At 70.0% G+C, this 11,686-nt stretch carries 13 protein-coding genes; 7 read left to right on the top strand and 6 right to left on the bottom strand.

Annotated elements, in window-relative coordinates; all coding sequences use genetic code 11:
- Positions 1-45 precede the first annotated feature (45 nt).
- A complete protein-coding gene (locus ACZ5WE_RS19580) occupies positions 46-873 on the top strand; it encodes a helix-turn-helix domain-containing protein (protein WP_467693857.1) in 828 nt (275 codons plus the stop codon).
- 302 nt (positions 874-1,175) lie between these two features.
- Here ACZ5WE_RS19580 and ACZ5WE_RS19585 read toward each other — a convergent pair whose 3' ends face one another.
- Entirely contained in the window at positions 1,176-1,628 is a 453-nt protein-coding gene (locus ACZ5WE_RS19585; protein WP_467693855.1) for an Lrp/AsnC family transcriptional regulator, read from the bottom strand.
- A gap of 111 nt (positions 1,629-1,739) precedes the next feature.
- Between ACZ5WE_RS19585 and ACZ5WE_RS19590 the strand changes: the two genes are divergently transcribed.
- Positions 1,740-2,360 (top strand): LysE family translocator, encoded by a 621-nt coding sequence (locus ACZ5WE_RS19590; protein ID WP_467693853.1) that lies wholly within the window; start codon positions 1,740-1,742, stop codon positions 2,358-2,360.
- Between the two features lie 33 nt (positions 2,361-2,393).
- Here the strand turns inward: ACZ5WE_RS19590 and ACZ5WE_RS19595 are convergent, their stop codons facing one another.
- Entirely contained in the window at positions 2,394-2,951 is a 558-nt protein-coding gene (locus ACZ5WE_RS19595; protein WP_467693963.1) for a GNAT family N-acetyltransferase, read from the bottom strand.
- A 95-nt stretch (positions 2,952-3,046) separates the two neighbouring features.
- Between ACZ5WE_RS19595 and ACZ5WE_RS19600 the strand changes: the two genes are divergently transcribed.
- Entirely contained in the window at positions 3,047-3,652 is a 606-nt protein-coding gene (locus ACZ5WE_RS19600) for a TetR/AcrR family transcriptional regulator (RefSeq protein ID WP_467693851.1), read from the top strand.
- 15 nt (positions 3,653-3,667) lie between these two features.
- Here the strand turns inward: ACZ5WE_RS19600 and ACZ5WE_RS19605 are convergent, their stop codons facing one another.
- Positions 3,668-4,327: a M15 family metallopeptidase gene (locus ACZ5WE_RS19605; RefSeq protein WP_467693850.1), complete on the bottom strand. Its 660-nt coding sequence runs from the start codon at positions 4,325-4,327 to the stop codon at positions 3,668-3,670.
- Between the two features lie 86 nt (positions 4,328-4,413).
- On the opposite strand from ACZ5WE_RS19605, the gene ACZ5WE_RS19610 reads away from it, so the two are divergent.
- From ACZ5WE_RS19610 to ACZ5WE_RS19620, 3 genes are all read left to right on the top strand, one after another.
- Positions 4,414-5,100: a response regulator transcription factor gene (locus ACZ5WE_RS19610; protein WP_467693849.1), complete on the top strand. Its 687-nt coding sequence runs from the start codon at positions 4,414-4,416 to the stop codon at positions 5,098-5,100.
- On the top strand, positions 5,093-6,217 hold the full coding sequence (locus tag ACZ5WE_RS19615; protein WP_467693848.1) for a sensor histidine kinase: 1,125 nt from the start codon (positions 5,093-5,095) through the stop codon (positions 6,215-6,217). The genes ACZ5WE_RS19610 and ACZ5WE_RS19615 overlap by 8 nt, the downstream gene beginning before the upstream one ends.
- A gap of 119 nt (positions 6,218-6,336) precedes the next feature.
- Entirely contained in the window at positions 6,337-7,323 is a 987-nt protein-coding gene (locus ACZ5WE_RS19620; RefSeq protein WP_467693962.1) for an endonuclease/exonuclease/phosphatase family protein, read from the top strand.
- A gap of 20 nt (positions 7,324-7,343) precedes the next feature.
- Here the strand turns inward: ACZ5WE_RS19620 and ACZ5WE_RS19625 are convergent, their stop codons facing one another.
- From ACZ5WE_RS19625 to ACZ5WE_RS19635, 3 genes are all read right to left on the bottom strand, one after another.
- Positions 7,344-8,123, bottom strand: coding sequence for an NAD(P)H-dependent oxidoreductase (locus ACZ5WE_RS19625; RefSeq protein WP_467693846.1), 780 nt, complete (start codon positions 8,121-8,123; stop codon positions 7,344-7,346).
- Between the two features lie 132 nt (positions 8,124-8,255).
- A complete protein-coding gene (locus ACZ5WE_RS19630) occupies positions 8,256-8,837 on the bottom strand; it encodes a DUF6817 domain-containing protein (protein WP_467693844.1) in 582 nt (193 codons plus the stop codon).
- Between the two features lie 190 nt (positions 8,838-9,027).
- The gene (locus ACZ5WE_RS19635) at positions 9,028-10,044 is read right to left on the bottom strand and encodes a LacI family DNA-binding transcriptional regulator (RefSeq protein ID WP_467693842.1); all 1,017 of its coding nucleotides are present in this window, start codon (positions 10,042-10,044) and stop codon (positions 9,028-9,030) included.
- A 265-nt stretch (positions 10,045-10,309) separates the two neighbouring features.
- Between ACZ5WE_RS19635 and ACZ5WE_RS19640 the strand changes: the two genes are divergently transcribed.
- On the top strand, positions 10,310-11,683 hold the full coding sequence (locus tag ACZ5WE_RS19640) for an extracellular solute-binding protein (protein ID WP_467693841.1): 1,374 nt from the start codon (positions 10,310-10,312) through the stop codon (positions 11,681-11,683).
- Positions 11,684-11,686: the final 3 nt, after the last annotated feature.

The raw sequence follows: 11,686 nt of genomic DNA on the forward strand, positions 1-11,686 counted from the left end.
GGGCGACGCGGGCGCGGCTGCGGGCTGGCCGGTAACTTTGGAGGCGTGGACTCGGTTCTGCACGAAGGCGACCGCCTGCGCGGGTGGGAGGTCGCGTACCCGCGCCGAGCGCCGCTCGACGGCGTGGTGGTGGCCGGATTCCGTGACAGGGCGGCGGCCGGCCTTGACATGCGGGTCATCCCTCAGCCGCTCGTGACGGTCGTCATCGAACTCGGCGATGACGCCCTGGCCGTCGAGAACACCGGCGGCAGCCGAGCGCTGAGGAGTCTCGCCGCCGGTCTTTCGCCGGGGGAGGCCCGCATCCGCGCGGAGCGCGTGGACTGCGTGGAGGTACGTATGTCCCCGGTGAGCGCCTACTCGCTCCTGGGCGTCTCACCCACCGACATGGACGGCGGCGTGTTCGGTCTGGAGGAGCTGTGGGGGCGCCATGAGCCCCGCCTCCGCGAGCAGTTGACCAGCGCCGGGGAGTGGGGTGACCGCTTCGCGCTGCTGGACGAGTTTCTGATGCGTCGCCTCGCGTCGGCTCCGTCGATGGATCCGGAGGTCGCCGGCAGCTGGCAGCGGATCGTCTCCCGCCGGGGTCAGGTGCGGGTCGGCGATCTGGCGGTGTCGTGCGGGTGGAGCCGCAAGCGGCTGTGGTCGAGGTTCACCGCACAGGTGGGCCTGACGCCCAAGCGCGCCGCGATGCTCGTACGTTTCGACCGAGCAGTCCGAGGCCTTTCGGCGGGCCGCCACCCCGCCGATGTCGCCGTGGCGTGCGGATACGCCGACCAGTCCCACCTGCATCGCGACGTCCTGGCCTTCGCCGGCTGTACACCGGGAGCGCTGGGACCGCCGCCGGACGTCTATGCCGCGGGCGGCAGCCACCCGTGACGGCGAGCGGCAGGGGCCGGCCGAGCAGCGGGGACCAGGCCGGACAGCGGGGATGAGCCGAGTAGCAGGGGAACATTCGTCCAAGACGTGATGCGTTGCCGCCGGTGAGGGTGGAGCCATGAGAAGCCATGTCGAACGCAGCTCGCCGAACGCGCCCTCCCTCATGCTGATTCACGGATATGCCGCCCCAACGGCCTGGTGGAACCCGCTGGTTCTGGTGCTGGCCAAGGCGGCCAAGCCCACCAAGCCCCCCAAGCACCCCAAGCCGCACGGCAACCTCGCTACGCAGCCGTTGTTGGCCTTTACAGGGGCAGGGCGCGTTCGTTCACCACGTGCTTCATGACGAGTGTGGAACTCAGGCGCTGCACGCCGGGCAGCGTGGCGAGCTTGTCGTCGTAGAGGCGCTGGAAGGCGGGCAGGTCCTTGGTGACGATGCGCACGAGATAGTCGGGGTCCCCGAAGAGGCGCTCGGCCTGCAGGATCTCGGGGATCTCGGTGAGGGCGTGCTCGAAGGCGGAGACGGTGTCGCGGTCCTCCTGGCGCATGGTGACGAAGACCAGGGCCTCGAAGCTCAGCCCCACGGCGCGCGCGTCGAGGATCGCGCGGTAGCCGCGGATGGCCCCGCTGCGTTCGAGTTCGCGCAGCCGGCGGTGGCACGGGGAAAGGCTCAGCCGCACGCGGGCCGCCAGTTCCGTGACCGTGAGACGGCCGTCCTCCTGGAGCTCGGCAAGAATCTTCCGGTCCACGTTGTCCATGGGGGAGATTCTTCCACCCCGGTCACCTCACCTGGCAATACTTGGAAACACCTTTGGGCTCTTCGGAACTAATCTCCTACTCAGAACCTGTTTGAGAGGGAGAAGTACGTCGTGGCCGTCAGTTCCATAACCGCCTTCTGGGCGGTCTCAGTCCTGCTCATCCTCGTACCGGGGGCGGACTGGGCCTACGCGATCAACGCCGGGCTCCGCGATCGGTCCGTGGTCCCGGCCGTCAGCGGCCTTCTGCTCGGCTACCTCGCGCTGACGGCCGTGGTGGCCGCCGGGGTGGCGGCGGTGGTGACGCGGACGCCGTCCGTCCTCACCGTCCTGACTGTCCTCGGCGCTCTCTACCTCGTGTGGCTCGGCGCCACGACGCTCGCCCGGCCCGCCGTCGCCGGGACGGAGCCACAGGAGGGAGACAGCGAGGCGGTGGGGGCCCGGGTCCTCAAGGGGGCGGGGATCAGCGGCCTCAACCCCAAGGCGCTCCTGCTCTTCCTGGCGCTGCTGCCGCAGTTCACCGCGCCGCACGGCAGCTGGCCACTGGCGGCCCAGATCGGCACGCTCGGCCTTGTCCACACGCTCAGCTGCGCCGCGATCTACCTGTGCGTGGGCGTACTGGCGCGCACCATCTTGCGGGCACGCCCGAAGGCCGCGCGCGCCGTCACCCGCGTCTCGGGCGCCGCGATGATCCTGATCGGCGTGCTCCTGCTCGCGGAACGCCTCGCGGCCTGAGGCGCGTATGTCACGGGTCCGGTGGCGCGTACGTCACGCGGCGTCCTGCTCACCCCGCCACTCGTGCGCGAGCAGGGACCAGATCTCCATGTCGTGGCGGACGCCCTTGTACAGCGCCTGCTCGCGCAGGGTGCCGTCCAGGTGCATGCCCGCGCGCTGGGCGACAGCTCGACTGCGGGTGTTCCCGGTGCTGTTCCACCACTCGATCCGGTGCATGCCGCGCTCGCCGAACGCGTACGCCATCAAGTGCCGTACCGAGGCGCTGATCAGACCGTGCCCCTCACCCGCGGGCTCGGCCCACACGCCGATCTCGCAGTTTCCCCTCGCGGCGTCGAAATGCACGAACATCACGCCACCGATCAGGACGCCGTCCCGCCAGATCCCGTAGATCCGCCCGGCGTCGGCGGCCTGCTTGTCCGCGAAGCTCTGCAGGGTGGCGCGGGCGGATTCCAGGTCGGTGGAGCGCGAGGCCCAGGGGATCCACGGGTCGGTGTTGGTGCGGGCCCGGTCGATGTGGGCCAGGAACTCGGCGTCCTGCCAGGGCTCCAGCATGCGGAGCTCGGCATTCTCGGTCAGCGATATGGCGTAAATGGCTGGTCCTATGCGGGTGTCCGGCTGGGCGCGCGCGGGTGTCCGGCGTCGCACACCAGGTACGTAACGAACGTTGGGTATGTACTCTAACGGCTATGACGCCGCCCGCCCGTACAGACCATGACGCCCGCAGGACCGAGGTTTCCCAGGCCGTGTGGCGGGTCCTTGCCGCCCATGGCTTCGGCGGCCTCACCTTGCGCGCGGTCGCCGCGGAGATGGGGGCCACCACGGGCCTGCTCACGCACTACTTCCCCAGCAAGCGCGCCCTCCTGAAACACGCCCTCGAGGTACTCGACCGGCACTCGGCCGACCGCCCCCGCCCGGCGGCGGAACGGGCAGGTGAGGCGTCCGGTCTGGTGATGCTGCGGGCGACGCTGCTCGACATCCTCCCGCTGGACGAGGAGAGCGCCGCGAGCAACCGCATCTGGGTGGCCTCCTGGGACGTGGCGCTCGCCGATCCGGAGCTGGCCCGGGAGCACGCCGAGCGCTACCGCCGTGCGCGCGAGCGGATGGCCGGGCACATCGCGCGGGCACAGGAGTTGGGCGAACTGCCGCTCGGCCCACGGACCGAGGACACCGCCGCGGCTGCCCAGAGCTTTGTGCTCGGCCTGGTCGTCCAGGCGCTGTTCGCGCCCCACGAGTTCCCTGCCGAGCGGCAGATCGCGCTGGTCGACGCGTACGTGGCGCGGCTGGGTTCGTAGTGCTGGGGGTGCTCGTCACCGCCGCATCCGCGGGTCCTTCGTGGGGTCGGCATACAGGGGCGGGCAGCCTTGCTCGACAGCTTCGGGGCGCAGTTCGTAGTGCCAGGATTCGTTGCGGTAGATCTGGCACAGTCCGTAGCCGGCACCGTGTTCGGACAGCCACGTCGTGGCATCGGAGTGCCCGATGTCGATGGCGTCCCCCGACACGTGCGGAGAGGTGTCCGCTGTGGCCACCCACCGGGCGGCTTCCTCTTTCGAGCCGTACTTGGAGATGGCCTCGCGAAGCAGCTCATCCTGGTACTCCGGTGAACGCCAGCCACTGTTGACGTAGAAGGTGACCTCGTCGTCCCCGGCGTCCTTCGCGGCCCGGCGGAGGGCATCGACCAGATCGGGATCGAGGTTGGTCACGGCCGGAGTGTTGTCATCGAAGACCGTCACACCGTCGGAGACGACGCCACCTGCCTCGCCCAGCGCACCAGGGTGGTTGCCCCGACGGCCGTCACCGGGCGAGGCGACCGGGGAGGATATCGAGGTCGACGGGGACGAGGATTCCGGTGACTGACAGCTGAGGACGCCCATCAGCGTCGCGCCGCCGACCACCAGGGCGGCGAGGACGGTCGATCGCGTACGGCGGGCCGTTGTCCGTGCCGTTCGTGCTGATTCGATGTAGGTCATGCCCGCAGTCAAGGCAGCGCGGTGTTGCCGGCCCGTATGCGGTTTTCGATATGCCGACGATATGCGCCGACTCGTAGCCTCGGAGCATGCGAGTGCTGATCGTCGAGGACGAGCCCTATATGGCAGAGGCCATCCGTGATGGCCTGCGCCTGGAAGCGATCGCGGCGGATATCGCGGGGGACGGCGACACCGCTCTGGAGCTGTTGAGCCTCAATGCCTACGACATCGCCGTCCTGGACCGGGACATTCCAGGGCCCACCGGGGACGACGTCGCCAGAAGCATTGTCGCCTCCGGCAGCGGAATGCCGATTCTCATGCTCACCGCCGCCGACCGTCTCGACGACAAGGCCACCGGGTTCGAACTCGGCGCGGACGACTACCTCACCAAGCCGTTCGAGCTGCAGGAACTCGTGCTCAGGCTCAGAGCACTCGACCGCAGGCGTGCGTACAACAGGCCGCCTGTGTGGGAGATCTCGGGGCTGCGGCTCGACCCCTTCCGCCGCGAGGTCTACCGCGAGGGCCTCTATGTCGCGCTGACCAGGAAGCAGTTCGCCGTGCTCGAAGTGCTGGTCGCAGCCGAGGGCGGTGTCGTCAGCGCCGAGGAGCTGTTGGAGCGGGCCTGGGATGAGAACGCGGACCCGTTCACCAACGCCGTACGGATCACGGTCTCGGCCCTGCGCAAGCGGCTGGGCGAACCCTGGGTGATCGCCACGGTGCCCGGGGCCGGATATCGCATCGAGACCGGAGGCAGGGAGGGAGGAGACCATGGATAGGGCGCCCGGGTTGAGCGTTCGCTTCAAGCTCACCCTCAGCTACGCCGGATTCCTCATGCTCGCCGGCGGCCTGCTGCTCGCGGCGGTGTGGGTGTTCCTCCTTCGGTACGTCCCCAATCGCGCGATGCTCTATGACCCCGACGACCGCCCACACGGCGTCTTCCCCGTCCGGTCCGCCCTCCTGGACGTCTTCGCTCCGAGGGCGGCCGCTGTCCTGGCGTTCTTGCTGGTGTTCGGCCTCGTGGGCGGGTGGATCCTCGCCGGCCGGATGCTCGCCCCGCTGACCCGCATCACGGACGCCACCGGCATGGCCACGAACGGATCACTCTCCCACCGGATCCGACTCCCCGGCCGCAGCGACGAGTTCCGCGAACTCGCCGACGCCTTCGACACGATGCTCGAACAACTCGAAGCGCACGTCGCCGAACAGCGGAGATTCGCGGCCAACGCCTCGCACGAACTGCGCACACCGCTGGCGATCTCGCAGGCGCTCCTCGACGTGGCCCGCAACGATCCGACACAGGACCTGGGTGAGATCATCGGCCGCCTGCACGCCGTCAATGCCCGGGCGATCGACCTCACCGAGGCGCTGCTCGTGCTCAGCCGCGCCGACCAGAAGTCCTTCACGCCGGAGCCGGTCGACCTGTCCCTGCTCGTGGAAGAGGCCACCGAGACACTGCTCCCGCTCGCCGAGAAGCGGGGCGTCACCATCGAGACCTCCGGTGACATCGCCCCGGCTTACGGCTCCGGTGCGCTCCTGCGGCAACTGACGACGAACCTCGTGCACAACGCGATCGTGCACAACCTGCCCGCGAAGGGCACGGTGCGGGTCGAGACCGGCGCCGGCCCCGAGGCCGTGGTGCTCACGGTCGAGAACAGCGGCGAGAAGCTCTCCGCGCAGTTGGTCTCGACTCTCACTGAGCCGTTCCAGCGCGGCACCGAACGCATTCGCGGCGACCACGCGGGTGTCGGCCTCGGCCTGGCCATCGTCAAGCGGATCACCGAGGTGCACGACGGATCCCTCACCCTCACCCCCCGTCCCGCGGGAGGACTGCGTATCGCCGTTCAACTGCCCGCACCACCAGCACATCTCACCCCTAGGACGTCTGACAAGTGAGCGAAGCGATACGAGAAGTCACGGACGCGCGGCAGCAGGTCGAGACCGAGGAGCCCGCCGTGACCTTCGGCACGGGGGACACCGGGTCGGATGCCCGGGGCTCGCGCCCGCGCCGGGCGATCCGCGCTCTGTCCCGGCCGGGGCCCTGGAAGCGCGGCCTGGTGCTCGCGGCGCTGGCCCTGCTGCTCGGTCTGCTCATGCTGCTGCACGCGCGGATCACGGACAGGGGCGGCCTCGGCAGCCTGGTGGAGACGTTCCTGCCGTGGTTCGGCCTGTTCGTCCCGGTGTTGCTCGCCGGGGCGCTGTGGCGGCGCTCCGCGGCGGCGGTGGTCGCGCTGTTGCTGCCTCTCGTGACGTGGCTGAGCCTCTTCGGCGGGCTGCTCCTCGGCACGTCCAAGGCGGGCGGCGACCTCACTGTGGTCAGCCACAACGTCAACGCCGAGAACTCCGACCCGGTCGGCACCGCGCGCGACCTGGCCGCTTCCGGAGCGGACCTGCTGGCCCTCGAGGAGATGACCCCGCAGGCAACGGTCACGTACGAGAAGGAGCTGGCGAAGGCGTACCCGCACCACACGGTGAAGGGCACGGTCGGGCTGTGGAGCAAGCTGCCGCTGTCGGGCACCCGGACGGTCAACGTCGTGCGGGGCGACGTCGGCCCGCTGGCGAGAACCCGGCCGACCGGTCATCCGGAGGACCCGCCCCGGGCGCTGCGCACCACGGTGGCCACGGACCGGGGGCCACTCGCGGTGTACGTGGTGCACCTGGGTTCCGTGCGGCTGCAGCCGAGAAACGGCTTCTGGACGGACTCGCGCGACTTCGGCGCGGACGCCCTCGCCGAGGCCGTCGCCGCCGAGCGGAACGAGCGGATGGTGGTGCTCGGCGACATGAACGGCACCACGGACGACCGTGCGTTCGACGGCTTCACCTCGCAGCTGAAATCGGCCCAGGAGACGGCCGGCGACGGCTTCGGCTTCACCTGGCCCGCGTCCTTCCCGATGGCGCGCATCGACCAGATCCTGGTCCGCGGCGTGCGACCGGAGAGCTCGTGGGTCCTGCCGGAGACCGGCAGCGATCACCTGCCGGTGGCGGCCGGAATCAGCTGGTGAACACCGCGAGGGCCGCCGCCTCAGCGCCCTGGTGTTCGTGAGCGGTGTGCCGCGACGCCGGTGAGGGTCGGTTCGATTTCCGGGTGCAGTACCAGTGCGTCGTCGTAGTCGCCGCGGTGTTCGTGGCGGTAGGGGAGCGGCTCGGTGACCGGCAGGCTGCGGAGCCGTTCGCGCAGTTCGGCCGCGCGGTCGTCGTAGCCGGCTTCGTCGAGGCGGTCGGCTCCGTAGACGACGTACGGCGGGAGGGCGTCCATCCCCGTGTACCAGAAGGTGCCGTGCAGCACAGGGAACAGCACCTCGTCCAGTTGCCCGTGGATCCCGCGCGGCCCGAAGCCGGACTCCCGCGCGCCGACCGAGGTGATGACCATGGCGCGCTTTCCTGCGAGGCCGCCGTCGCCGTAGCGCAAGGTACGCCCCGAATGGTCCTGGAGGCCGAAGGCGAAGCCCTGCACGAGTACCCGGTCGAACCACCCCTTGAGGATGGCGGGCGGACCGAACCACCACAGCGGGAACTGGAAAACCAGCGTGTCGGCCCAGGCGATCTTCTCCTGCTCGGCGGTGATGTCGTCCGTCAACTCGGCCGCGCTGTAGGCGTGTTCCTGCTCGGCTCCGACCAGGAGCCGGTCGGCCGTATCGCGGTGGAAGTCGCCGGAGTCCACCACCGGTTTCCAGTTCATCGCGTAGAGATCGGACTCGCGGACCTCGTGCCCGAGGTCGCGCAGATCCTGTATCCCGCCGTCCCGCAAGGAGCCGTTGAGGGATTGCGGTTCGGGGTGTGCGAATACCCAAAGAATCTTCATGCCATCGATCCTCCGCCGTGGCCCGGACGGGGGACGAGTGGCCAGATGGTCAGACAGTGCAAGGATCTGGCCAAGAGGGTGGGGCGTTGAAGCGGGGTGGTGCTGTTGGGCGCATCGAGTGACGGCTCACCCTCAGGTCGAGGGTGAGGGTGAGGGTGAGGGTGAGGGTGGTAAGACGGCCTCGCAGTCCCGCCAGGCCGCGGGGCTCAGCAGGGGGCGGAGGCTGGTGAAGAGGTTCAGCAGGCCGGCGCCCCGTCGGACTCGGAAGTCGCTGTCGACGCGCGCGATGTCGAGTTCATTGGCCGCGGTGAGTTCGGCGAGGTCTTCCGCGTCGCGGCGGGCGGGGGTGAAGGTTCGGCCGGTGAAGCGGTCCCGGAAGGACGGGGCCTGACCGGCCAGTGAGGGATAGGTGGCCTTCCGGTCGCAGCTTGCGTAGAAGTACACGAGGTACTCCGCTTCGGGCCCGATGGCGGCGGAGGCCCGCGCGCGCCCGTCGAGCGGCAGCAGTGCTGGGGCGAAGCCGTCGGTGCCGTACAGCGCGTGGCACAGTCCGGCCAGTTGCAGCGTCGGCCGCGCGTTCCAGTGGACGAGCTGTTGGCGTACGCGGTCGAGGTGGGCCAGGAGCGTGCCGCCGGGGTGGTCGAGGGTCTTGGCCCCAAGGTCGAGCAGGAGCTGCCGAGCGGCGCGGGTGGCGTCGATGGGGGCGTCGGGCATGGACTTGGATTCCTCTCCGGGCGGCGGCGGCTCGGGTCGGGGGCCCGCGAAGAGCGTCTCGGGGCCCGCGAAGAGCGTCCCGCCCGCCCGAGACTCAAGTCAATACTCGGGGTTCCTTGCATGCACCCAAGCGTCAGCTTTGATGTCGCGCGTCAGGTTCGATGTCGCGGGCGCGTGGCATCGGGCGGGTTCAGCCGGTCGCGCGTGTGCTCTCCCGCACCATCAGTTCGTATCCCGCGGTGAGCCGTGTGTGCGGGGCCATCGCTCCGGCGTCGATCCTGCGGAGCAGTGCGTCCACGGCCAGTTCCGCGATGCCCCGCTTGTCGGGAGCGATGGTGGTCAGACTCGGCACGCTGTAGCGGGATTCCTCCACGTCGTCGAAGCCGGCCACGGCCAGGTCGTCCGGGACCCGCAGCCCGTGTTCGTGCGCCGCCCGCAGCGCTCCGGAGGCCAGCATGTCGTTGAAGCAGAAGACGGCGTCCGGCGGGTCCGCAAGGCTCAGCAGCGCGCGCATCGCGGCGGCTCCCGCCGCGCGGGTGAACGCCCGTGTGTCCGGCGCGAGTTGAGGGTCGTGCGGGACGCCCGCCGCGTGCAGGGCTGTCAGATAGCCGTGCATGCGCTGGAGAGTCGTCGCGTGGGCGGGGCCCGAGGGCTGTCCGACGACGGCGACGCGGCGACGGCCGAGGGACAGGAGGTGGTCGGTGACCTCGCGCGCCGCCGCCGAGTTGTCGATCAGGACGTGGTCCGCGGGGATCTCGTACGACTGCTCGCCCAGGAGTACGAGCGGCACGCGGCCTTCGCGGGCGGCGAGTACCTGCTCGTCGAGGCGGAGCGGGCTGAGCAGGACGCCGTCGATGAGCGGATCGCTGAGTCCGCAGGCGATACGGAGCTCCTCGTCCGCGTTGCCCCCGGTGTCCTCGATGAGCACGGTGCAGCCGCGCTTCTTCGCGGCCGCGATGACCTGCGCGGCCAGTTCGGCGAAGTACGGTGCGACGAGTTCGGGCACGGCCAGGGCGATGATGCCGCTGCGTCCGGTGCGCAAGTGGCGTGCGGAGGCGTTGGGTTGGTAGTCGAGGTCGGCGATGGCACGCAGGACGCGCTCACGCGTCCGGTCGGCGACTCTGGTCTCGCCGCGGACGACGTTCGACACCGTCTTGATCGATACCCCGGCGCGTTCCGCGACGTCCTTCAGGCGAGTGCCTGCCACGGTGTTCCCCCTCCCCCTGACCTCCCCCGACAGCAGCAGCGTACGTCATGGTCCAACGTTGTAACCGGTTAGGGCGGATGTGGATCCGTCCCGTACGTGAACAGGTAATGCAGGCCCAGGTGTTGACGCCGTATGGCCAGCTGAGTACAACGTTGTAAACGCAGCAGGCGGCCACGAAGTGCGGTTGTCGCCGATGTGCATTCCAACGTTGCACCCCGTATCAGTCTTGTCCGCCTTGCCAGTCTTGTCCGCCGTGGAGGGACGCATGCCCATGCGGGACCGCATACCGACCCCGTCGCCGCCCGCCCCGTCCCGCCGCCGTGTACTGCGCGGAGGGCTCGCGCTCGGCGCGGCCGGCGCCGCCGGGCTCACCGTCGGCGGCTGCGGGAGCACCATCGCGCAGGGGTTCACCGGCGGGGCCCCCTCGTCGTCGCGACTGAACTTCTGGAACCCGTTCACCGGCGGCGACGGCGAGCGGATGCTGGCGATGCAGGACGCCTACCGGGCCGCGCACCGCTCGACCGAGCTGAAATCGGCGACGTTCTTGTGGGGCAACCCGTACTACACGAAGCTCACCCTCGCCACGCTCGGCGACCGCCCACCGCAAGTCGCGGTCGTCCACCTGTCGAAGTTGCCCACGCTCGCCGAGGCCGGCCTGCTCACCGAGCTGCACACCGATGATCTGGCCCGACACGGTCTCACCGAGGACAAGTTCGACGCGCGGCCCTGGCGGAAGTCCCAGTTCGACGGGGCTCCGCACGCCGTGCCGCTCGACACGCACCCCTTCGTGCTCTTCTTCCGCACGGACATCGCCGAGAGGGCCGGACTGCTCGACGGGCAGGGCCAGTTGGTGGACGTCGACGGGCCCGACGCCTTCATCGACGCCATGCGTGCGGCGAAGGAGGTGACCGGCGCCTGGGGCGGTTCGGTCGCCTCGGTGAAGGAGGCCTCGATGCAGTTCCGCCTGTTCTGGTCGCTGTACCGGCAGATCGGCGGCGGGGATCTCGTCGCCGACCAGGGCAAGCGGGTGGTCATCGACACCGCCGCCGCGGCCGAGGCGCTCGCGTACGTCCGGCGCCTCAGCCAGGAGAAGGTGATCCCGGCGAACACCGATGGAAAGGGCGCCATCACGCTGCTGACCACCGGCAAGGCCGGATTCCTGATGGACGGCGTCTGGCAGGCCCTCGCGGTCCAGTCGGCGAAGGTGAAGTTCGACATGCGGCCCCTGCCGCGCGTCTTCAAGGACGCGCCCTACGCCTGCGCCGCCGACTCGCACGCCCTGGTGCTGCCGAAGGCCCCCACCGAGACGGCCGGGCGCCTCGATCTCTCCCTGGGGTTCATCGCCTCGATGCTGCACTCCAGCAAGTTGTGGGCGCAGGGCGGCCATGTGCCGGCCTGGCTGCCGACGCAGCGTTCACGCGCGTACCAGGAACTGGTTCCGCAATCGCACTACGCCACGGCCGCCGACGGAGCGGTCTACGATCCGGCCGCCTGGTACGGCGGCGCGGGAAGCACCCTGCAGAACGTGGTGGGCGACGCCGTGGGCTCCGTCTTCACCGGCGACACCAGCCCCACGGCGGGCGCCGCGCGGCTGCGCCGCGAGCTGCGCGACCTGGCGTCGCGCCCCGCTCCCGTATGACCC

The organism is Streptomyces sp. NPDC033180, from assembly GCF_055577645.1.

Coding starts and splice junctions, on each gene's coding strand:
- ACZ5WE_RS19585 (WP_467693855.1), bottom strand. CDS start 1,628: ATGGACAACGTGGACCGGAAGATTCTTGCCGAGCTCCAGGAGGACGGC.
- ACZ5WE_RS19600 (WP_467693851.1), top strand. CDS start 3,047: ATGACGCCGCCCGCCCGTACAGACCATGACGCCCGCAGGACCGAGGTT.
- ACZ5WE_RS19605 (WP_467693850.1), bottom strand. CDS start 4,327: ATGACCTACATCGAATCAGCACGAACGGCACGGACAACGGCCCGCCGT.
- ACZ5WE_RS19610 (WP_467693849.1), top strand. CDS start 4,414: ATGCGAGTGCTGATCGTCGAGGACGAGCCCTATATGGCAGAGGCCATC.
- ACZ5WE_RS19615 (WP_467693848.1), top strand. CDS start 5,093: ATGGATAGGGCGCCCGGGTTGAGCGTTCGCTTCAAGCTCACCCTCAGC.
- ACZ5WE_RS19625 (WP_467693846.1), bottom strand. CDS start 8,123: ATGAAGATTCTTTGGGTATTCGCACACCCCGAACCGCAATCCCTCAAC.
- ACZ5WE_RS19630 (WP_467693844.1), bottom strand. CDS start 8,837: ATGCCCGACGCCCCCATCGACGCCACCCGCGCCGCTCGGCAGCTCCTG.
- ACZ5WE_RS19640 (WP_467693841.1), top strand. CDS start 10,310: ATGCCCATGCGGGACCGCATACCGACCCCGTCGCCGCCCGCCCCGTCC.